The following is a 19836-nucleotide window of genomic DNA, read 5'->3' as shown; positions in this document are numbered from 1 at the left end:
GACAAGAACTCAGAAAAGTAGTCGTTCCATGGACATGACCCCGCACTTCCCGATCTACCTGGACTACGGCGCGACGACGCCGTGCGACCCCCGCGTGGTGGACGCGATGATTCCCTGGCTGCGCGAGCACTTCGGCAACCCGGCGTCGCGCAGCCATGCCTGGGGCTGGGAGGCGGAAGAGGCGGTCGAGAAGGCGCGCGTGCAGGTGGCCGAGCTGATCGGCGCTGATCCGCGCGAGATCGTCTGGACTTCCGGCGCCACCGAGTCCAACAACCTGGCGTTGAAGGGCGCTGCGCAGTTCTACAAGACGCGTGGCAAGCACCTGATCACCGTGAAGACCGAGCACAAGGCCGTGCTGGACACCATGCGTGAGCTGGAGCGCCAGGGTTTCGACGTGACCTATCTCGACGTGCTGGAGAACGGCCTCGTCGACCTGGAAGCGTTCAAGGCCGCGCTGCGCCCGGACACCATCCTGGCCTCGGTCATGTACGTGAACAACGAGATCGGCGTCATTCAGGACGTCGTCGCGCTGGGCAATCTCTGCCGCGAGCGCGGCGTCATCTTCCATGTCGATGCGGCCCAGGCCACCGGCAAGGTGGAGATCGACCTCGCCCAGTTGCCCATCGACCTGATGAGCCTGGCCTCCCACAAGAGCTACGGCCCCAAGGGCATCGGCGCGCTGTACGTGCGTCGCAAGCCGCGCGTGCGCCTGGAAGCGCAGATGCACGGCGGTGGCCACGAGCGCGGCATGCGCTCGGGCACGCTGCCGGTGCACCAGATCGTCGGCATGGGCGAGGCCTTCCGCATCGCCCGCGCAGAGATGGGCGCCGAGAACGAGCGCATCCGCGCGCTGCACAAGCGTCTCATCGACGGCCTGTCGGGCATCGAGCAGACCTTCATCAACGGCGACCTCGAGCGGCGCGTGCCGCACAACCTGAACATTTCGTTCAACTACGTCGAGGGCGAGTCGCTGATCATGGGCGTCAAGGGCCTGGCGGTGTCGTCGGGCTCGGCCTGCACGTCGGCCAGCCTGGAGCCCAGCTATGTGCTGCGCGCCTTGGGCCGCAGCGATGAGCTGGCCCACAGCTCGCTGCGCATGACCATCGGCCGCTTCACGACCGAAGAAGAGATCGACTACGCCATCAGCGTGCTGACCGACCGTGTCGCCAAGCTGCGCGAGCTGTCCCCGCTGTGGGACATGTACAAGGATGGCATCGACCTCAGCACGATTCAGTGGGCCGCGCATTAAGCCCATCAGGAGAACAACATGGCATACAGCGAAAAAGTCGTTGACCACTACGAGAACCCCCGCAACGTCGGCAACTTCGACAAGGGCGATGAGGATGTCGGCACCGGCATGGTCGGCGCCCCGGCCTGCGGCGACGTGATGAAGCTGCAGATCAAGGTGAACCCGGCGACCGGCCTCATCGAAGACGCCAAGTTCAAGACCTATGGCTGCGGCTCGGCGATCGCTTCCAGCTCGCTGGTGACCGAGTGGGTCAAGGGCAAGAGCCTGGACGAGGCGCTGACGATCAAGAACACGCAGATCGCCGAAGAGCTGGCGCTGCCGCCGGTGAAGATCCATTGCTCCATCCTGGCCGAAGATGCCATCAAGGCGGCGGTGGACGACTACCGCGCCAAGCACAGCAGCTGATATGTCCGTCACGCTGACCGAAGCTGCGGCCCGCCACGTCAAGCGCTACATCGCCAAGCGCGGCAAGGGCGTGGGTGTGCGCTTGGGTGTGAAGACGACCGGCTGCTCGGGCCTGGCCTACAAGCTGGAGTACGCCGACGACGTTGCGCCGGAAGACGTGGTGTTCGAGGGGCACGAGGTCAAGATCCTCATCGACCCCAAGAGCCTGCCCTATCTCGACGGCACCGAGCTGGACTTCGTGCGCGAAGGGCTGAACGAAGGCTTCAAGTTCCGCAACCCGCGTGAGAAGGACCGCTGCGGCTGCGGCGAATCCTTCCGTGTCTGACCGACCCTGACGTTTCGCGGAGCGCGGCCCTGCCGCGCTTTTGCTTTTCATCGACCGCCATGCGCCTGACCGACAACGACTTCCAGCTTTTCGGCCTGCCCGAGACGCAGGCCCAGGACCGCGCCGCCATCGATGCGCGCTGGAAGGTGCTGCAGGCCGAGGTGCACCCGGACCGCTTCGCGGCCGAAGGCGCCGCGGCCCAGCGTGTGGCGATGCAGTGGGCCATGCGCGTCAACGAGGGCTATCGGCGCCTGAAGGATCCGCTCAAGCGAGCCGCCTATCTGTGCGAGCTGCGCGGTGCGCCGGTGCAGGCCGAGAACAACACGGCCATGCCGGCGGCCTTCCTGATGCAGCAGATGGAATGGCGCGAGGCGCTGGACGACGCCGACGACGAGGCGGCGCTGACCGCCCTCGACGATGACGCGGCGCAGGCTGAAGCTGCGGCGCTGGCGCACACCCAGCGCCTGCTTGACGACAACCACGACGCGCCGGCTGCCGCCGCGCAGGTGAGGGCGCTGATGTTCATCCAGCGTTTTCGCAACGACATCGACCAGCGTCTTGCGGCGCTGGATGCCTGACCTCCTATGGCTCTCCTTCAGATTTCCGAACCCGGCGCGTCGCCCGACCCGCACCAGCGCCGCATCGCCGTCGGCATCGACCTCGGCACGACGCATTCGCTCGTCGCTTCCGTGCGCCACGGCGTGGCCGAGTGCCTGCCCGACGAGCAGGGCCGTGTGATCCTGCCGTCGGCCGTGCGCTACCTGCCCGAAGGCCGCCGCCAGATCGGCGCCGACGCGCTGGCCGCCCAGGCGGAGGACCCCGAGAACACCATCGTCTCGGTCAAGCGCTTCATGGGCCGCTCGCTGGCGGACGTCGCCAATCGCGAGCATCTGCCCTACCAGTTTGAAGACCGTCCCGGCATGTTGGCCATCGCCACGCGAGACGGCGTGAAGAGCCCCGTCGAGGTGTCGGCCGAGATTCTGGCGACGCTGCGCTTCCGAGCGGAGGACAGCTTCCTGGACGACTTGTTCGGTGCCGTCATCACGGTGCCGGCCTACTTCGACGACGCCCAGCGCCAAGCCACCAAGGATGCCGCCGAGCTTGCTGGCCTGAAGGTGCTGCGCCTCATCAACGAGCCGACCGCCGCGGCCATCGCCTACGGGCTGGACAACGCCAGCGAAGGCCTTTACGCCGTCTATGACCTGGGCGGCGGCACCTTTGATATCTCGCTGCTGCGCCTCACGCGCGGCGTGTTCGAGGTGGTGGCGACCGGCGGCGATGCGGCGCTGGGGGGCGACGACTTCGACCGCGCGCTGGCCGAGTGGGCCTTGGGTGGGCGCGCGCTCGAATCGGCTCACGACAAGCGCGCGGTGCTCGTCGCTGCGCGTGCGGCCAAGGAGGCGCTGTCCGAGGCGGACTCGACCGAGCTGGTCGCCGCGTTGGACGCAGGCGAGCTGCGCGTGACCGTCACGCGATCGCAGTTCGAGGAACTGGCCCAGCCGCTGATCGCCAAGACGCTGTCGTCCGTGAAGCGCGTGCTGCGCGACGCCAAGGTCAAGCCCGCCGATGTGCAGGGCGCAGTCATGGTCGGTGGCTCCACGCGCATGCCGGTCGTGCGGCGCGCCGTCAGCGCGCTGTTCGGTCGCGAGGTGCTGACCAACCTGAATCCGGACGAGGTGGTGGCGCTGGGTGCGGCCATCCAAGCCAACCAACTGGCCGGCAATGCCGCCGATGGCGAGATCCTGCTGCTGGACGTGATCCCGCTGTCGCTGGGACTGGAGACCATGGGCGGCCTGGTCGAGCGCGTCATCGAGCGCAACTCGACGATCCCGGTCGCCAAGGCCCAGGACTTCACCACGTTCAAGGACGGTCAGACGGCGATGGCCGTCCATGTCGTGCAGGGCGAGCGTGAACTGGTCAGCGAGTGCCGGTCGCTGGCGCGCTTCGAGCTGCGCGGCATCCCGCCGATGGCGGCCGGTGCGGCGCGCATCCGCGTCAGCTTCCAGGTCGATGCCGACGGTCTGCTCAGCGTATCGGCCGAGGAGCTGACCTCCGGCGTGCAGGCGGCCATCACCGTGAAGCCCAGCTACGGCCTGGCCGACGATGAGATCGCCCGCATGCTGAAGGACGGCTTCGCCAGCGCCGACGCCGACATGGCCGCGCGCAAGCTGCGCGAGGCGCGCGTCGAGGCCGAGCGCATGGTGCTGGCCACGCGCAGCGCGCTGGCAGCCGATGGCGACCTGTTGCCCGAGCCAGAGCGCGAGGCACTGGAGGCGCGCCTGTCGGCCCTGGCCGCGATGAACGACGACGCCGATGCCATCGACGCGGCGGTCAAGGCGCTGGCCGAGGCCACCGAAGGCTTTGCCGCCGAACGCATGAACCGCTCCATCGCCCGCGCCCTGACCGGCCGCGATGTCAGCCAGCTCTGAGACTCACACCATGCCCGTCATCAAGATTCTGCCGCACGCCGAATACTGCCCCGAAGGCGCGACGCTGACCGGCGCGCCCGGCGCGTCGATCTGCGAAGTGCTGCTGGCCAACGACATCCATATCGAGCACGCCTGCGATCAGGTCTGTGCCTGCACGACTTGCCACGTCATCGTCCGCGAGGGCGGCCGCTCGCTGAGCGCGATGGAGGAGGACGAGGAAGACATGCTGGATCGGGCGTGGGGGCTGGAGCCCGACTCCCGCCTGTCGTGCCAGGCGCTGCTGCGCCAGCAGGACATCACGGTCGAGATTCCCAAGTACTCGATCAACCACGCCAAGGAAGGCAAGTGAGTGCTGTTCAGCGCATCCTGGGTTTTGAGTCGTCGTGTGACGAAACTGGGGTTGCGCTCGTCGAGGTGACGGATGACGCGCCGCCCAGGCTGCTGGCGCAGGCGCTGCACAGCCAGATCAGCATGCACCAGGCCTATGGCGGCGTCGTGCCGGAGCTGGCCTCGCGCGACCACGTGCGCCGCGTGTTGCCGCTGACGCGCGAGGTGCTGTCGCAGGCCGGTCTGGCGCTGCACGACATTGATCTGATCGCCTACACGCAAGGCCCGGGCCTCGCGGGCGCGCTGCTCGTCGGCGCCGGCGTAGCGGTGTCGCTGGCCGCGTCGCTGGATGTGCCGGCGCTGCCCATCCATCACCTGGAAGGGCATCTGCTGTCGCCCTTCCTGTCGGCCGACCCGCCGCAGTTCCCATTCGTCGCGCTGCTGGTCAGCGGCGGCCACACGCAGTTGATGCGCGTGGACGATGTCGGCCGCTACGAGATCCTCGGCGAAACCATCGATGACGCCGCCGGCGAGGCCTTCGACAAGAGCGCCAAGCTGCTGGGCCTGCCGTATCCCGGCGGCCCGCATCTGGCGCGCATGGCCGAGTTCGGCAACCCGCAGGCCTACGAACTGCCACGCCCGCTGCTGCACAGCGGCAAGCCGGACTTCAGCTTCGCCGGCCTGAAGACGGCCGTGCTGACGCAGGTGAAGAAGATCGGCGAGGCCGCCTGTGATCAGACCCGGGCCGACCTGGCTGCATCCACGCAGGCGGCCATCGTCGACGTGCTGGTGAAGAAGTCGCTGCTGGCGCTGAAGGAAACCGGGCTCAAGCGCCTGGTGGTGGCGGGCGGCGTGGGCGCCAACGCGAGGTTGCGCGAGCAGTTGAGCGCCACCTGTGCCAAGCGCGGCGTGCGCGTGCACTACCCGGAGCTATCGCTGTGCACCGACAACGGCGCCATGATCGCGATGGCGGCCGCGCTGCGCGTGCAGCGCGGCATGGCCAAGCCCAGGCGGGACGGCGGCTTCGAAGTGCGCCCGCGCTGGGATCTCTCTGCGGCTTAGTTGATGGTCAACTCGCCGCCGTTCTCGGCGACGCGCTTGACGAGGTTCAGCGTCAGCACGCCGTTCTCGAAGCGGGCTTGCGACTGACCTTGATCGATCTCGACCGGCAGCGAAAAGCTGCGGGCGTAACTGGCGGCGCGGCGTTCGCGGTAGAGCACGCGGGAGCCATCGGTCGGCGCGGCAGCGTCGGCGCTGGCGGTCTCGATGTGCACACGGCGGCCTTCGACGCGGACCTTGACCGCATCCTTGGTGACACCGGGCATGTCCACGGTCACGCTGTAGGCCTTGTCGTCCTCGGCGATGTCCAGCGCCGGCGTGCGGGCGACGTCGGCATCGAACTGGCGCAGGGCGCGGGCGACACGGGCAGGGTGGGTCAGGTAGAACATGGAAAGACTCCGTTGGTTTGCACTGCTGAACCGTTCGGGAGCAGCACCCGATGACCCGGAGATAGGGCGGCCACCAGGCGCTTCAAGGGCGTTTGTGCAGGCCGGCAAGAGAAGTCACGCATTTGCAGGCCAGGGCGGTTTCGGCTCTTGAAACCCAGCGTGCGCACCCCGACTTGCGCCCGCCTGGCCGGCCGCGGTTCGGGTGGCTTCCGGGTTTGAGCTAGAATCCGCGAGTTCTGCGTACCGGGTTCCCTGTACACGGAGCACTAGCACGGCTCGGGGTGGTTTCCCCCGTGTCCGCAAGTCAACCCCGGAAACCGTCTGCGGCAGCGCTCAAGCAGTGCGTCTCGCCCGGCCGGACTTCCGAAACCTTTTGGAAAACAAATGTCCATCGCCGAAAAGAAGGCCGAGATCGTCAAGGCCAACGCACGCAGCGCCAACGACACCGGTAGCCCGGAAGTCCAGGTCGCTCTGCTGACCGCCCGCATCAACGACCTGACCCCCCACTTCAAGACGCACGCCAAGGACCACCACGGCCGTCGCGGTCTGCTGAAGATGGTCAACACCCGCAAGAGCCTGCTGGCCTACCTGAAGCGTGTTGACTCCGCCCGCTACGTCGCCCTGATCCAGAAGCTGGGCCTGCGCAAGTAAGCTAGCGAATCCGTCAAGGAGCCTGTCTGGTCCTCAAAGTCCAGCACAGGCTCTTTGTCCATCTGCCGGAACCAAGCTGACGTGGTCGCGGATCATTCCAAGACGGCTCTCCACCGAGTCGCCCTGGAATGGCATCTGGGCCAAACCCAGCCTCGTTTCCGGCGTTCACCGGGTTGCCTGCGTGTGATGCAGGCGCCCACCACAACCAGGAGATGAGCATGTCCATGTTCAACAAGGTCACCAAGTCCTTCCAATGGGGCCGCCACAACGTCGTGCTGGAAACGGGTGAGATCGCCCGCCAGTCCACCGGCGCCGTCCTCGTCAACATCGAAGGCACCGTCGTGCTGGCCACCGTGGTCGCCAAGACCGAAGCCAAGGCCGGCCAGGATTTCTTCCCGCTGACCGTCGACTACCTCGAGAAGACCTACGCCGCCGGCAAGATCCCCGGCAGCTTCTTCAAGCGTGAAGGCCGCCCGAGCGAGCACGAGACGCTGACCAGCCGCCTGATCGACCGCCCGATCCGCCCGCTGTTCCCCGAAGGCTTCTTCAACGAAGTCCAGGTCGTCGTGCACGTCGTCAGCCTGAACCCTGAAGTGCAGGCCGACATCGCCGCCATGATCGGCACCTCCGCCGCGCTGGCCGTGTCCGGCATCCCCTTCAACGGCCCGATCGGCGCCGCCCGCGTGGGTTACGTCAACGGCGAGTACACGCTGAACCCCAGCAAGTCCGAGCTGGCCAACAGCCAGATGGACCTGGTCGTCGCCGGCACGCAAGCCGCCGTGCTGATGGTCGAGTCCGAGGCTTCGGGCCTGTCGGAAGAAGTCATGCTGGGCGCCGTCGTCTTCGGCCACGAGCAGGGCAACGTTGCGATCGCCGCGATCAACGAACTGGTCAAGGAAGCCGGCAAGCCGTCGTGGAACTGGGTTGCCCCGGCCAAGGATGAAGCCTTCATCGCCAAGGTCAACGGCCTGGCCGAAGGTCCGCTGCGCGAGGCCTACCAGATCCGCTCCAAGCAGGCCCGCACGCAAGCCTGCCGCGCTGCGACCGCCAACGTGTTTGCTGCGCTGACCGCCGAAGGTGTGGCCTTCGACAAGGTCGAGGTCGAAGGCCTGCTGTTCGAGATCGAAGCCCGCATCGTCCGTAGCCAGATCCTGGCCGGCGAACCGCGCATCGACGGCCGCGACACCCGCACCGTGCGCCCCATCGAGATCAGCAACGGCATCCTGCCGCGCACCCACGGCTCGGCGCTGTTCACGCGCGGCGAGACGCAGGCGCTGGTCATCGCGACGCTGGGCACGGACCGCGATGCGCAGCGCATCGACGCGCTGGACGGCGAGTTCGAAGACCGCTTCATGATGCACTACAACATGCCCCCCTTCGCCACCGGCGAGACGGGGCGTGTGGGCTCGCCCAAGCGCCGCGAAATCGGCCACGGCCGCCTGGCCAAGCGCGCGCTGATCGCCGCGCTGCCGAGCAAGGAAGACTTCCCGTACTCGCTGCGCGTCGTCTCCGAAATCACCGAGTCCAACGGCTCGTCGTCGATGGCTTCCGTCTGCGGCGGCTGCCTGGCGCTGATGGATGCCGGCGTGCCGATGAAGGCCCACGTGGCCGGCATCGCCATGGGCCTGATCAAGGACGGCAACCGCTTCGCCGTGCTGACCGACATCCTGGGTGACGAAGATCATCTGGGCGACATGGACTTCAAGGTGGCCGGCACGACGACCGGCATCACAGCCCTGCAGATGGACATCAAGATCCAGGGCATCACGAAGGAAATCATGCAGGTCGCGCTGGCCCAGGCCAAGGAAGCCCGCCTGCACATCCTGGGCAAGATGGTCGAAGCCATGGGCACGGCCAACACCGAGGTGTCGCAGTTCGCCCCGCGCCTGTACACGATGAAGATCAACCCGGAGAAGATCCGTGACGTCATCGGCAAGGGCGGCGCCACCATCCGTGCGCTGACCGAAGAAACCGGCACGACCATCGACATTGGCGAAGACGGCACCATCACCATCGCTTCGACGGACGCCGAGAAGGCCGAGATGGCCAAGAAGCGCATCGCCGAGATCACCGCCGAAGTCGAAGTCGGCAAGGTCTACGAAGGCCCGATCGTCAAGATCCTGGACTTCGGTGCCCTCGTGAACCTGCTGCCCGGCAAGGACGGCCTGCTGCACATCAGCCAGATCGCCCACCAGCGCGTCGAGAAGGTGACGGACTTCCTGCAGGAAGGCCAGGTCGTCAAGGTCAAGGTGCTGGAGACCGATGAGAAGGGCCGCATCAAGCTGTCCATGAAGGCGCTGATCGATCGCCCCGAGCGCGAGTCGCGCGAAGCTGCTCCGGCAGCCGAGCAAGCCCCGGCCGCTGCGGAGTAAATCACCCGCATGCGAGCCATCGCGATCACCCGCCCCGGCGGGCCCGAAGTGCTGGAGCTGGCCGAGCGGCCGGATCCGGTCGCGGGCCCGGGTGAGTGCCTGATCCGCGTTGCCGCGTCGGGCATCAACCGCCCGGACGTGCTGCAGCGCAAGGGCGCTTACCCGCCGCCGCCGGGTGCGAGCGATCTGCCGGGGCTGGAGGTCGCTGGCGAGATCGTCGCGGGCGATGCCGACGCGCTGGCCGCGCAGGGCTTCAAGCTGGGCGACAAGGTCTGCGCGCTGGTCAACGGCGGCGGCTACGCCGAGCTGTGCACTGCGCCGGTCGGCCAATGCCTGCCGGTGCCCAAGGGCTGGACGCTGACGCAGGCGGCCACGCTGCCCGAGACCTGCTTCACCGTCTGGGCCAATGTGTTCGACCGCGCCGGCCTGCAAGCCGGCGAGACGCTGTTGATCCACGGCGGCTCCAGCGGCATCGGCGTGACGGCCATCCAGATCGCCAAGGCACTGGGTGCTCGCGTGCTGGTGACCGTGGGCAGTGCCGACAAGGCGGAGGCCTGCAAGGTGTTGGGTGCCGATGTGGCGATCAACTACCGCGAGCAGGACTTCGTCGCCGAAGCCAAGGCTGCCACGGGCGGCTGCGGTGTCGATGTGATCCTGGACATGGTGGCGGGCGACTACATCGCCCGGGGCGTGCAGGCGCTGGCCGACGACGGTCGCCTCGCGCTGATTGCGGTGCAGGGCGGTGTGAAGTCGGAGCTTGACGCTGGCCTCGTGCTGCGCAGGCGCCTGACGATCACGGGCTCGACGCTGCGCCCGCGCTCGGCGGCCTTCAAGGCCGGTCTGGCGCACTCGCTGCGCGACAAGGTCTGGCCGCTGATCGAGGCGGGCCGGATCAAGCCGGTCGTTTACCGCGAGCTGCCCGCTGCCAGCGCGGCCGAGGCGCACGCGCTGATGGAATCCAACCAGCACATCGGCAAGATCGTGCTGACCTGGTGATGGAGCTGAGATGAGAAAGAAACTCGTCGTGGGCAACTGGAAGATGCATGGCAGCCGCGCTGCCAATGCGCAGTTGCTCGCCGGCCTCAAGGAGGCCGGCCCCTGGAACGCCGACGTCGCCGTCTGCGTGCCGTTTCCCTACATTGCCGAGACGGCGCTGGCGCTGACCGGCACGGCGGTCGCCTACGGCGCGCAGGACTGCTCCTCGCACGAGCAGGGTGCCTACACCGGCGAGGTGTCGTCGGCCATGCTGCAGGACATTGGCTGCCGCTATGTCATCGTGGGCCACTCGGAGCGCCGCGCCTACCATGCCGAGAGCGATCAGCTGGTCGCCGACAAGGCCAAGGCGGCGCTGGCGCACGGTGTGACGCCCATCGTCTGCGTTGGCGAAACGCGCGCCGAGCGCGAGGCCGGCCAGACGGAAGCGGTCGTCAAGCGGCAACTTGCCGCCGTCATCCACACGCTGGGTCATTGCACCGGCGAGATGGTCGTGGCCTATGAGCCTGTCTGGGCCATCGGCACGGGCCTGACCGCCACGCCGGCCGAAGCGCAGGCCGTGCACGCGGTGCTGCGTGCGCAATTGCATGCGGCCACCGACAAGTCGGGCGCGATGCGCATTCTGTACGGCGGCAGCGTCAAGGCCGACAACGCGGCCGAGCTGTTCGCGCAGCCCGACATCGACGGCGGCCTCATCGGCGGCGCGTCGCTGAAGGTGGCCGACTTCGCAGCGATCTGCCGGGCCGCTGCTCACTGAGTTTCCCCGGCGCTCAAGCCAAGGGCAGGGCGCCAAACGTGTTTTGATGGAGTGTTTGGAATGCATTTCTTTGCGAATCTGGTGCTGATCGTTCAGTTGCTCTCGGCTCTGGCGATCATTGGTCTGGTGCTGGTGCAGCACGGCAAGGGCGCGGACATGGGGGCCTCGTTCGGCAGCGGCGCGTCGGGCAGTCTGTTCGGTGCCACGGGCAGTGCGAACTTCCTGTCGCGCAGCACGGCCGTTGCGGCCACGCTGTTCTTCGGCTGCACGCTGGGCCTGGCTTTTCTGGCCAACGGCAACCCGTCGGCGTCGACGGGTGCAGACACCGCGCTGGACCGCGCTCCGGTTGTTGCGCCAGCGCCCGCTGCGTCCGGCGCCGCTGCCATCCCGGGCGCCGTTGTGGCGCCTGCGGTGACGGCACCTGCGGCTGCTTCGGCTGCGTCGAACTAATCCGACTAAAAACCTCGCTTCCTTACCGGGAAGTCCCTTGTTTTCGGTATAGAATGCGAGGCTGTCTGGCAAGCAAACCCTCCCCAGTTGCCAGGCAATATCTGAGTACCTGCCGTCGTGGTGAAATTGGTAGACACGCTATCTTGAGGGGGTAGTGGCGAAAGCTGTGCGAGTTCGAGTCTCGCCGACGGCACCAGAACAATGAAGCGGCCTGTCGCTGCGGTCGCCCGAGTCAATCGGGTTGGTTGTGGCAAGGTTCCAGGCGGGCGCGATCCGCGAGCGACATCCTTCGATCTCGCTGGTGGCGCGCCTGTTTGCTTTTGTGGTCGGCTTGTGTAGCGGTCACGTTCACAGAAGTTTTACCGGCCCGGGAACTCAACGATGAATCTCGAACAATATCTGCCCGTCATCCTCTTCATCTTGGTCGGCGCAGTGGTCGGGATCGCGCCCCAGGTGCTCGGCGCCCTGCTGGGGCCCAATCGGCCGGACGAGGCCAAGAATTCCCCCTACGAATGCGGCTTCGAGGCCTTTGAAGACGCGCGCATGAAATTCGACGTGCGCTACTACCTCGTCGCCATCCTGTTCATTCTTTTCGACCTGGAAATTGCCTTCCTGTTCCCCTGGGCCGTGGCGCTCAAGGAAATCGGTGCCACCGGCTTCTGGGCGATGATGATCTTCCTCGGCATTCTGGTCGTCGGCTTCGCCTACGAGTGGAAAAAAGGCGCCCTGGACTGGGAATAAACGCCACGCCAACCACGCTGGGAATTCGATATGGGTATTGAAGGCGTCCTGAAAGAGGGCTTTGTCACCACGTCGGTCGACAAGCTCATCAACTGGTCCAAGACCGGCTCGCTGTGGCCGATGACGTTCGGCCTGGCCTGCTGCGCCGTCGAGATGATGCACGCGGGGGCCGCGCGCTACGACATCGACCGTTTCGGCATGCTGTTCCGTCCTAGCCCGCGTCAGTCCGACCTGATGATCGTGGCCGGCACGCTGTGCAACAAGATGGCGCCGGCGCTGCGCAAGGTCTACGACCAGATGGCCGAGCCGCGCTGGGTGCTGTCGATGGGTAGCTGCGCCAACGGCGGCGGCTACTACCACTACAGCTACTCGGTCGTGCGCGGCTGTGACCGCATCGTGCCGGTCGACGTCTACGTGCCGGGCTGCCCGCCGACGGCCGAGGCGCTGCTGTACGGCATCCTGCAGCTGCAGGCCAAGATCCGCCGCGAAAACACCATCGCCCGCTGAGCACCAAGGTATGAGCCTGAACCTCGAAACCCTGGCCCAGCAGATTGGCGCCATCCTCGGCGAGCGCGTCGTCGACCTCAAAAATGCGCTGGGCGAACTGACGCTGACCGTCCGTGCCGGCGACTACTTTGCCGTGGCCACGACGCTGCGCGACCATCCCGAGCTGAAGCTCGAGCAGCTGATCGACCTCTGCGGCGTCGACTACAGCGAGTATGGCAACGGCGGCTACGAAGGCCCGCGCTTCGCGGTCGTCAGCCACCTGCTTTCTGTCACGCACAACTTCCGGCTGCGCCTCAAGGTCTTTGCTACGGACGATGACTTCCCCTGCGTGGCCTCGGTCACCCCGGTGTGGAACTCGGCCAACTGGTTCGAGCGCGAGGCGTTCGACATGTACGGCGTCATCTTCGACGGCCACGATGACCTGCGCCGCATCCTGACGGACTACGGTTTCATCGGCCATCCGATGCGCAAGGACTTCCCGGTGTCGGGACACGTCGAGATGCGCTACGACGCCGAACAGAAGCGCGTGATCTACCAGCCGGTGACGATCGAGCCGCGTGAGATCACGCCGCGCATCATTCGCGAAGACAAGTACGGTGGTCTGTAAGCCATGGCCGAAATCAAGAACTACACGCTGAACTTCGGTCCCCAGCACCCGGCCGCCCACGGCGTGCTGCGCCTGGTGCTTGAGCTGGACGGTGAAGTCATTCAGCGCGCCGACCCGCACATCGGCCTGCTGCACCGCGCGACCGAGAAGCTCGCCGAGCAGAAGACCTTCATCCAGTCGCTGCCCTACATGGACCGTCTCGACTACGTGTCGATGATGGCGAACGAGCACGCCTACTGCCTGGCCATCGAGAAGATGCTGGGCATCGATGTGCCCATCCGCGCGCAATACATCCGCGTGATGTTCGCGGAGCTGACCCGCATCCTGAATCACCTGCTGTGGCTGGGCTGCCACGGGCTGGACTGCGGTGCGATGAACATCCTCATCTACTGCTTCCGCGAGCGTGAGGACATCTTCGACATGTACGAGGCGGTGTCGGGTGCGCGGATGCACGCGGCCTACTTCCGTCCGGGCGGCGTCTACCGCGACCTGCCGGACAGCATGCCGCAGTACCAGGTCAGCAAGATCCGCAATGCCAAGGCCATCGCGCAGCTGAATGAGAACCGTTCGGGCTCGCTGCTGGATTTCATCGAGGACTTCAGCCGCCGCCTGCCGAAGAACATCGACGACTACGAAACGCTGCTGACCGACAACCGGATCTGGAAGCAGCGGACGGTGGGCATCGGCGTCGTGTCTCCAGAGCGCGCGCTGAACATGGGCTTCACCGGCGCGATGCTGCGCGGTTCGGGCATAGCCTGGGACCTGCGCAAGAAGCAGCCGTATGACGTCTACGACAAGATGGACTTCGACATCCCGGTCGGCACGAACGGCGACACCTACGACCGCTACGTCGTGCGTGTCGAGGAGATGCGCCAGTCCAACCGCATCGTGCAGCAGTGCGTGCAATGGCTGAAGGCAAACCCGGGTCTGCCGGTCATCACCGACAACCACAAGGTGGCGCCGCCGGCCCGCGTGGACATGAAGTCCAACATGGAAGAGCTGATCCACCACTTCAAGCTCTTCACGGAAGGCTTCCATGTGCCCGAAGGCGAGGCCTACGCCGCCGTCGAACACCCCAAGGGCGAGTTTGGCATCTACATGGTCAGCGACGGTGCCAACAAGCCCTACCGCCTGAAGATCCGCGCGCCGGGCTTCGCCCACCTCGCGGCCCTGGACGAGATGGGCAAGGGCCACATGATTGCCGACGCCGTGGCCATCATCGGCACGATGGACATCGTGTTCGGCGAAATCGACCGTTGAAGCGCAGCAGACGATGACGAGCAGCAACGCCTACACCCTGAGCGACGCGACCCGCGCCCGCTTCGACCGCGAGGTCGCCAAGTACCCCTACGAACTGCGCCAATCGGCCGTCATGGCCTGCCTGGCCATCGTGCAGCAGGAAGAGGGCTATGTCTCCCGTGCCGCGGAAGATGCGATCGCCGCTCACCTCGGCATGGCGCCCATCGCCGTGTACGAGGTGACAACCTTCTACAACATGTACAACCAGAAGCCGGTTGGCAAGTTCAAGCTGAACGTCTGCGCGAACCTGCCCTGCCAGCTGCGTGACGGCCAGAAGGCGCTGGACCACCTGTGCAGCAAGCTCGGCATCGAGCAGGGCGGCACGACGGCCGACGGCCTGTTCACCGTGCAGAAGAGCGAGTGCCTGGGCGCCTGCGCCGACTCGCCGGTGATGCTGGTCAATGACCGTCAGATGTGCAGCTTCATGACCCACGACCGCCTCGACGAGCTGGTCGACGTGCTGCGTGCCGAAGCCGCCAAGGCCTGAGGATGACGATGCTGGACCTCACCAAATTCCAATCCACCGGCAACGAGACCTGTTTCCACGGCCGCCACATCAGCCCGCAGATCTATGCGGACCTGAACGGCAGGAACTGGTCGATCAAGGATTACGAAGCCCGTGGCGGCTACGCAGCCCTGCGCAAGATCCTGGGCAAGGACGGCGGCGAAGGCCTGACGCCCGACCAGGTCATCGCTGAGGTCAAGACCTCGGCGCTGCGCGGCCGCGGTGGTGCCGGCTTTCCGACGGGCCTGAAGTGGAGCTTCATGCCCCGTCAGTTCCCGGGCCAGAAGTACCTCGTCTGCAACAGCGACGAAGGCGAGCCGGGGACCTGCAAGGACCGCGACATCCTGATGTTCAATCCGCATCAGGTCATCGAGGGCATGGCCATCGCCGCCTACGCGATGGGCATCTCGGTCGGCTACAACTACATCCACGGCGAGATCTTCGAGGTCTACGAGCGCTTCGAGGCGGCCCTGGACGAAGCGCGCGCTGCAGGCTACCTCGGCAACAACATCATGGGCAGCAGCTACAGCTTCCAGCTGCACGCCCACCACGGCTTCGGCGCCTACATCTGCGGCGAGGAAACGGCACTGCTGGAATCGCTGGAAGGCAAGAAGGGCCAGCCGCGCTTCAAGCCGCCATTCCCGGCCAGCTTCGGCCTGTACGGCAAGCCCACGACGATCAACAACACCGAGACGTTTGCCGCGGTGCCCTGGATCATCCGTAACGGCGGCCAGGCCTACCTCGAGATCGGCAAGCCCAACAACGGCGGTACCAAGCTGTTCTCGGTGTCGGGCGACGTCGAGAAGCCTGGCAACTACGAGATCCCGCTGGGCACGCCGTTCTCGGTGCTGCTGGAGATGGCGGGCGGCGTGCGCAAGGGGCGCAAGCTCAAGGCAGTGATTCCCGGCGGTTCGTCCGCACCGGTGCTGCCCGCAGACGTGATGATGCAGTGCACGATGGACTATGACTCCATCGCCAAGGCCGGTTCCATGCTGGGCTCGGGCGCCGTCATCGTCATCGACGACTCGCGCTGCATGGTGCAGAGCCTGCTGCGCCTGTCCTACTTCTACGCCCACGAGTCCTGTGGCCAGTGCACGCCTTGCCGCGAAGGCACGGGCTGGATGCACCGCGTGCTGGAACGCATCTACCACGGCGAGGGCAGGGCAGAGGACATCGACCTGCTGAACTCGGTCGCCGACAACATCCAGGGCCGCACGATCTGCGCGCTGGGCGACGCTGCCGCGATGCCCGTGCGCGCCATGATCAAGCACTTCAAGCACGAGTTCGTGCACCTGATTGAACACAAGAAGCCCCTGGTGGCTCCGACCTGAGCTGCCTAGGGAAACACCATCATGGTTGAAATCGAACTCGACGGTCAGAAGGTCTCGGTCCAGGAAGGCAGCATGGTCATGCATGCTGCCGAGAAGGCCGGCACCTACATCCCGCACTTCTGCTATCACAAGAAACTGAGCATCGCGGCCAACTGCCGCATGTGCCTGGTGGACGTGGAGAAGGCGCCCAAGCCCATGCCCGCCTGCGCGACCCCGGTCACGCAGGGCATGATCGTCCGCACCAAGAGCGACAAGGCGATCAAGGCCCAGCAGGGCGTCATGGAATTCCTGCTGATCAACCACCCGCTGGACTGCCCCATCTGCGACCAGGGCGGCGAGTGCCAGCTGCAGGACTTGGCCGTGGGCTACGGCAGCAGCAAGAGCCGTTACTCCGAAGAGAAGCGCGTCGTCTTCCACAAGAACGTGGGCCCGCTGATCTCGATGGAGGAGATGAGCCGCTGCATCCACTGCACCCGCTGCGTGCGCTTCGGCCAGGAGATCGCCGGCCAGATGGAGCTGGGCATGGCCCACCGCGGCGAGCACAGCGAGATCCAGACCTTTGTCGGCCGCACGGTGGACTCCGAGCTGTCGGGCAACATGATCGACATCTGCCCGGTCGGCGCACTCACCAGCAAGCCTTTCCGCTACAGCGCCCGTACCTGGGAGCTGTCGCGCCGCAAGAGCGTCAGCCCGCACGACTCGACGGGTGCCAACCTGGTCGTCCAGGTCAAGAACCATCAGGTGCTGCGCGTCGTCCCGCTGGAGAACGAGGACGTCAACGAATGCTGGATCGCCGACCGCGACCGCTTCAGCTATGAAGCGCTGAACAGCGATGCGCGCCTGAGCGCGCCCATGATCAAGCAGGGCGGCGCCTGGAAGCAGGTCGACTGGACGACGGCGCTGGAGTACGTCGCCAATGGCCTGAAGGTCATCAAGGCCGACCACGGCGCCAAGGCCATCGGCGCGCTGGGCTCTGCCCACAGCACCGTGGAAGAACTGCACCTGCTGGGCGAGATCGTGCGCGGCCTGGGCAGCGACAACATCGACCACCGCCTGCGCCACAGCGACTTCGGCAATGCCGCGCCGGCCGGCCAGGCCCGCTGGCTGGGCCTGCCCATCGCCAAGCTGTCCGAGCTGGACCGCGCGCTGGTGGTCGGTTCCAACCTGCGCAAAGACCACCCGCTGTTTGCCGCCCGTCTGCGCCACGCCGCGCGCCGTGGCGCCGCGATCTCGCGCATCGGCGTGAGCAGCGACGACTGGCTGATGCCGCTGGCCGCGTCTACCAGCGTCGCCCCGTCGGGTTGGGTGCAGGCCCTGGCCGATGTGGCCGCCGCCATCGGCGAAGGCGCTCCGCTGGCCGGTACGGCAACCGATGAGGCCAAGGCCGTCGCCGGCAGCCTGCTGTCCGGCAGTGCCAAGGCCGTGCTGCTGGGCAATGCCGCCGCCGAGCATCCGCAGGCCGCCAGCCTGCTGGCGCTCGCGCAGTGGATTGCCGAGAAGACCGGCGCCAGCGTCGGCTACCTGACCGCTGCGGCCAACACCGTCGGCGCGCAGCTCGTGAAGGCGCAGCCGCAAGCCGGCGGCCTGAATGCCGGCCAGATGCTGACGGGCACCGCCCTGAAGGCCGCGCTGCTGCTGAACACCGACCCGGTGCTCGACTCCGCCAACGCCGCCGCCGCCGCCAAGGCGCTGGAGGCTGCCGAGATGGTCGTCGTGCTGAGCCCGTTCAAGACCGGGCTGGAATACGCCGATGTGCTGCTGCCCATCGCGCCGTTCACTGAGACGTCTGGCAGCTTCGTCAACGCCGAGGGTCGCCTGCAGAGCTTCGTCGGCGTCGTCAAGCCGCTGGCCGAGACGCGTCCGGCCTGGAAGGTGCTGCGCGTGCTGGGCAACCTGCTGAGCCTGCAAGGCTTCAACCAGGACAGCTCCGAGCAGGTCCGCGAGCAGGCGCTTGGTGGCGAGTTCAACGGCCGCTTGTCCAACGCCACGTCGGCCTCGGTGCAGACCGTCGCCAAGGCCGAGGGCATCGAGCGCTTCGCCAACCTGCCGATCTACGCGACCGACGCGCTGGTGCGCAACTCGACCTCGCTGCAGCTGACGACCGACGGCCGTGAAGCCGCCATCGTCGGCCTGCCGGCCGGCCTGTGGCAGCAACTCGGCCTGGCCGAAGGCGACCAGGTCCGCGTCGTGCAGGACGGCGGTGCCGCGCAACTGTCCGCCCGCCTCGAAGCCGGTCTGCCGGAAGGCCTGGCCCGCGTGCCGGCCGGCCTCGCCCAAACCGCCACTCTCGGCGCCGCCTTCGGCACGCTGAGCATCAGCAAGGTCTGAGGGAGCCTGAAGAAATGATCGACTCTCTCTACCAAAACGGCGCCTCGCTGCTGGGGGCCTTGTGGCCCCTGGTCTGGAGCCTGCTGAAGATCGTCGCGGTGATCCTGCCGCTGCTGGGCTGCGTGGCCTACCTGACGCTGTGGGAGCGCAAGGCCATCGGCTGGTCGCAGATCCGCCCCGGCCCGAACCGCGTGGGCCCCTACGGCCTGCTGACGCCCATCGCCGACGCGGTGAAGCTGATCTTCAAGGAGATCATCAAGCCCGCCGCCGCGAACAAGGGCCTGTTCTTCCTGGGCCCCGTCATGACCATCATGCCGGCTCTGGCCGCCTGGGCCGTCGTGCCCTTCGGTCCCGACGCCGCGGTGGCCAATGTCAACGCCGGCCTGCTGTTCCTGATGGCGATCACGTCGCTGGAGGTCTACGGCGTCATCATCGCCGGCTGGGCTTCCAACTCGAAGTACGCCTTCCTCGGCGCGCTGCGCGCCTCGGCGCAGATGGTCTCCTACGAGATCGCGATGGGCTTCGCGCTGGTCGTCGTGCTGATGGTGACCGGCAGCCTGAACATGACCACGATCGTGCAGGTGCAGGAGAAGGGTATGTTCGCGGACATGGGCATCAACCTGCTGTCCTGGAACTGGCTGCCGCTGTTCCCCATCTTCATCGTCTACTTCATCTCGGGCCTGGCTGAAACGAACCGCCACCCGTTTGACGTGGTCGAAGGCGAATCGGAAATCGTCGCCGGCCACATGATCGAGTACTCGGGCATGTCGTTCGCGATGTTCTTCCTGGCCGAGTACGCCAACATGATCCTGGTGTCGGCATTGGCCGTCGTCATGTTCCTGGGCGGCTGGAGCGCGCCGATCTCCTGGAGCCTGCTGGGCATGGAAACGCCCGCCTTCTTCCAGCAGACGATGGCGTTCTGGAACTGGTTCTGGCTGTTCGCCAAGATCTTCTTCGTCGTCACGATGTTCCTGTGGGTGCGCGCCACGTTCCCGCGCTTCCGCTACGACCAGATCATGCGTCTGGGCTGGAAGATCTTCATTCCCATCACGCTGATCTGGCTGGTCGTTGTCGGTGCCTGGATGCAGACGCCGTTCAACATCTGGAAGTGA

At 66.3% G+C, this 19836-nt stretch carries 21 protein-coding genes and 1 tRNA gene; 21 read left to right on the top strand and 1 reads right to left on the bottom strand.

Going from position 1 to position 19836, the window contains the following annotated elements:
• Nucleotides 1–28 precede the first annotated feature (28 nt).
• The 7 genes from ACG04Q_RS06765 to tsaD are packed head-to-tail and all read left to right on the top strand — an operon-like array spanning nt 29 to nt 5797.
• Nucleotides 29–1249 carry an IscS subfamily cysteine desulfurase gene (locus tag ACG04Q_RS06765; protein ID WP_394510139.1) on the top strand — a complete coding sequence of 407 codons (1221 nt, stop codon included), beginning with the start codon at nt 29–31 and terminating at the stop codon, nt 1247–1249.
• Nucleotides 1250–1267: 18 nt separating this feature from the next.
• A complete protein-coding gene (iscU, locus tag ACG04Q_RS06760; protein WP_394510138.1) occupies nt 1268–1654 on the top strand; it encodes a Fe-S cluster assembly scaffold IscU in 387 nt (128 codons plus the stop codon).
• Between the two features lies 1 nt (nt 1655).
• Nucleotides 1656–1979: an iron-sulfur cluster assembly protein IscA gene (gene iscA, locus ACG04Q_RS06755; RefSeq protein ID WP_056876585.1), complete on the top strand. Its 324-nt coding sequence runs from the start codon at nt 1656–1658 to the stop codon at nt 1977–1979.
• A 59-nt stretch (nt 1980–2038) separates the two neighbouring features.
• Nucleotides 2039–2557, top strand: a complete 519-nt coding sequence (hscB, locus tag ACG04Q_RS06750) for a Fe-S protein assembly co-chaperone HscB (protein ID WP_394510137.1) — start codon at nt 2039–2041, stop codon at nt 2555–2557.
• Nucleotides 2558–2563: 6 nt separating this feature from the next.
• On the top strand, nt 2564–4408 hold the full coding sequence (hscA, locus tag ACG04Q_RS06745; RefSeq protein WP_394510136.1) for a Fe-S protein assembly chaperone HscA: 1845 nt from the start codon (nt 2564–2566) through the stop codon (nt 4406–4408).
• Between the two features lie 10 nt (nt 4409–4418).
• Nucleotides 4419–4757: an ISC system 2Fe-2S type ferredoxin gene (fdx, locus tag ACG04Q_RS06740; RefSeq protein ID WP_394510135.1), complete on the top strand. Its 339-nt coding sequence runs from the start codon at nt 4419–4421 to the stop codon at nt 4755–4757.
• Nucleotides 4754–5797: a tRNA (adenosine(37)-N6)-threonylcarbamoyltransferase complex transferase subunit TsaD gene (gene tsaD, locus ACG04Q_RS06735; protein WP_394510134.1), complete on the top strand. Its 1044-nt coding sequence runs from the start codon at nt 4754–4756 to the stop codon at nt 5795–5797. The genes fdx and tsaD overlap by 4 nt, the downstream gene beginning before the upstream one ends.
• On the opposite strand, the gene ACG04Q_RS06730 is transcribed toward tsaD, so the two are convergent.
• Nucleotides 5794–6183 carry an Hsp20/alpha crystallin family protein gene (locus tag ACG04Q_RS06730; RefSeq protein WP_394510133.1) on the bottom strand — a complete coding sequence of 130 codons (390 nt, stop codon included), beginning with the start codon at nt 6181–6183 and terminating at the stop codon, nt 5794–5796. The genes tsaD and ACG04Q_RS06730 overlap by 4 nt on opposite strands.
• Nucleotides 6184–6567: 384 nt before the next feature.
• On the opposite strand from ACG04Q_RS06730, the gene rpsO reads away from it, so the two are divergent.
• The 14 genes from rpsO to nuoH all read left to right on the top strand — a co-directional run bounded on the left by rpsO (nt 6568) and on the right by nuoH (nt 19836).
• The gene (gene rpsO, locus ACG04Q_RS06725; protein ID WP_268165882.1) at nt 6568–6834 is read left to right on the top strand and encodes a 30S ribosomal protein S15; all 267 of its coding nucleotides are present in this window, start codon (nt 6568–6570) and stop codon (nt 6832–6834) included.
• Nucleotides 6835–7052: 218 nt separating this feature from the next.
• Complete coding sequence (pnp, locus tag ACG04Q_RS06720; RefSeq protein WP_394510132.1) at nt 7053–9206, top strand: polyribonucleotide nucleotidyltransferase; 2154 nt, start codon at nt 7053–7055, stop codon at nt 9204–9206.
• A 9-nt stretch (nt 9207–9215) separates the two neighbouring features.
• Nucleotides 9216–10202: an NAD(P)H-quinone oxidoreductase gene (locus tag ACG04Q_RS06715; RefSeq protein WP_394510131.1), complete on the top strand. Its 987-nt coding sequence runs from the start codon at nt 9216–9218 to the stop codon at nt 10200–10202.
• Between the two features lie 10 nt (nt 10203–10212).
• A complete protein-coding gene (tpiA, locus tag ACG04Q_RS06710; protein WP_394510130.1) occupies nt 10213–10956 on the top strand; it encodes a triose-phosphate isomerase in 744 nt (247 codons plus the stop codon).
• 60 nt (nt 10957–11016) lie between these two features.
• On the top strand, nt 11017–11406 hold the full coding sequence (gene secG, locus ACG04Q_RS06705; RefSeq protein WP_394510129.1) for a preprotein translocase subunit SecG: 390 nt from the start codon (nt 11017–11019) through the stop codon (nt 11404–11406).
• 111 nt (nt 11407–11517) lie between these two features.
• Nucleotides 11518–11602 (top strand) — tRNA-Leu (locus ACG04Q_RS06700).
• A gap of 185 nt (nt 11603–11787) precedes the next feature.
• Complete coding sequence (locus ACG04Q_RS06695; protein ID WP_268165887.1) at nt 11788–12147, top strand: NADH-quinone oxidoreductase subunit A; 360 nt, start codon at nt 11788–11790, stop codon at nt 12145–12147.
• 30 nt (nt 12148–12177) lie between these two features.
• Nucleotides 12178–12654 carry a NuoB/complex I 20 kDa subunit family protein gene (locus ACG04Q_RS06690; protein ID WP_046113908.1) on the top strand — a complete coding sequence of 159 codons (477 nt, stop codon included), beginning with the start codon at nt 12178–12180 and terminating at the stop codon, nt 12652–12654.
• Nucleotides 12655–12664: 10 nt separating this feature from the next.
• Nucleotides 12665–13261, top strand: coding sequence for an NADH-quinone oxidoreductase subunit C (locus ACG04Q_RS06685; protein WP_394510128.1), 597 nt, complete (start codon nt 12665–12667; stop codon nt 13259–13261).
• 3 nt (nt 13262–13264) lie between these two features.
• Nucleotides 13265–14521 (top strand): NADH-quinone oxidoreductase subunit D, encoded by a 1257-nt coding sequence (locus tag ACG04Q_RS06680; protein ID WP_394510127.1) that lies wholly within the window; start codon nt 13265–13267, stop codon nt 14519–14521.
• Between the two features lie 13 nt (nt 14522–14534).
• Nucleotides 14535–15047: an NADH-quinone oxidoreductase subunit NuoE family protein gene (locus tag ACG04Q_RS06675; RefSeq protein WP_394510126.1), complete on the top strand. Its 513-nt coding sequence runs from the start codon at nt 14535–14537 to the stop codon at nt 15045–15047.
• 8 nt (nt 15048–15055) lie between these two features.
• Entirely contained in the window at nt 15056–16396 is a 1341-nt protein-coding gene (gene nuoF, locus ACG04Q_RS06670; protein ID WP_394510125.1) for an NADH-quinone oxidoreductase subunit NuoF, read from the top strand.
• 21 nt (nt 16397–16417) lie between these two features.
• Nucleotides 16418–18724: an NADH-quinone oxidoreductase subunit NuoG gene (gene nuoG / locus ACG04Q_RS06665; RefSeq protein WP_394510124.1), complete on the top strand. Its 2307-nt coding sequence runs from the start codon at nt 16418–16420 to the stop codon at nt 18722–18724.
• Between the two features lie 14 nt (nt 18725–18738).
• Nucleotides 18739–19836 (top strand): NADH-quinone oxidoreductase subunit NuoH, encoded by a 1098-nt coding sequence (nuoH, locus tag ACG04Q_RS06660; RefSeq protein WP_394510123.1) that lies wholly within the window; start codon nt 18739–18741, stop codon nt 19834–19836.

Source organism: Pelomonas lactea (assembly GCF_043555885.1).
Classification (GTDB): domain Bacteria; phylum Pseudomonadota; class Gammaproteobacteria; order Burkholderiales; family Burkholderiaceae_C; genus Pelomonas; species Pelomonas lactea.
The sequence above is the reverse complement of the archived record's forward strand: the minus strand, read 5'-3'. Positions and strand labels throughout refer to the sequence as shown.

Bases quoted from the DNA above. Each gene is read 5' to 3' on its own strand.
- ACG04Q_RS06765 (WP_394510139.1), top strand. From the start codon at position 29: ATGGACATGACCCCGCACTTCCCGATCTACCTGGACTACGGCGCGACG.
- iscU (WP_394510138.1), top strand. From the start codon at position 1,268: ATGGCATACAGCGAAAAAGTCGTTGACCACTACGAGAACCCCCGCAAC.
- iscA (WP_056876585.1), top strand. From the start codon at position 1,656: ATGTCCGTCACGCTGACCGAAGCTGCGGCCCGCCACGTCAAGCGCTAC.
- hscB (WP_394510137.1), top strand. From the start codon at position 2,039: ATGCGCCTGACCGACAACGACTTCCAGCTTTTCGGCCTGCCCGAGACG.
- hscA (WP_394510136.1), top strand. From the start codon at position 2,564: ATGGCTCTCCTTCAGATTTCCGAACCCGGCGCGTCGCCCGACCCGCAC.
- fdx (WP_394510135.1), top strand. From the start codon at position 4,419: ATGCCCGTCATCAAGATTCTGCCGCACGCCGAATACTGCCCCGAAGGC.
- ACG04Q_RS06730 (WP_394510133.1), bottom strand. From the start codon at position 6,183: ATGTTCTACCTGACCCACCCTGCCCGTGTCGCCCGCGCCCTGCGCCAG.
- rpsO (WP_268165882.1), top strand. From the start codon at position 6,568: ATGTCCATCGCCGAAAAGAAGGCCGAGATCGTCAAGGCCAACGCACGC.
- pnp (WP_394510132.1), top strand. From the start codon at position 7,053: ATGTCCATGTTCAACAAGGTCACCAAGTCCTTCCAATGGGGCCGCCAC.
- ACG04Q_RS06715 (WP_394510131.1), top strand. From the start codon at position 9,216: ATGCGAGCCATCGCGATCACCCGCCCCGGCGGGCCCGAAGTGCTGGAG.
- tpiA (WP_394510130.1), top strand. From the start codon at position 10,213: ATGAGAAAGAAACTCGTCGTGGGCAACTGGAAGATGCATGGCAGCCGC.
- secG (WP_394510129.1), top strand. From the start codon at position 11,017: ATGCATTTCTTTGCGAATCTGGTGCTGATCGTTCAGTTGCTCTCGGCT.
- ACG04Q_RS06695 (WP_268165887.1), top strand. From the start codon at position 11,788: ATGAATCTCGAACAATATCTGCCCGTCATCCTCTTCATCTTGGTCGGC.
- ACG04Q_RS06690 (WP_046113908.1), top strand. From the start codon at position 12,178: ATGGGTATTGAAGGCGTCCTGAAAGAGGGCTTTGTCACCACGTCGGTC.
- ACG04Q_RS06685 (WP_394510128.1), top strand. From the start codon at position 12,665: ATGAGCCTGAACCTCGAAACCCTGGCCCAGCAGATTGGCGCCATCCTC.
- ACG04Q_RS06680 (WP_394510127.1), top strand. From the start codon at position 13,265: ATGGCCGAAATCAAGAACTACACGCTGAACTTCGGTCCCCAGCACCCG.
- ACG04Q_RS06675 (WP_394510126.1), top strand. From the start codon at position 14,535: ATGACGAGCAGCAACGCCTACACCCTGAGCGACGCGACCCGCGCCCGC.
- nuoF (WP_394510125.1), top strand. From the start codon at position 15,056: ATGCTGGACCTCACCAAATTCCAATCCACCGGCAACGAGACCTGTTTC.
- nuoG (WP_394510124.1), top strand. From the start codon at position 16,418: ATGGTTGAAATCGAACTCGACGGTCAGAAGGTCTCGGTCCAGGAAGGC.
- nuoH (WP_394510123.1), top strand. From the start codon at position 18,739: ATGATCGACTCTCTCTACCAAAACGGCGCCTCGCTGCTGGGGGCCTTG.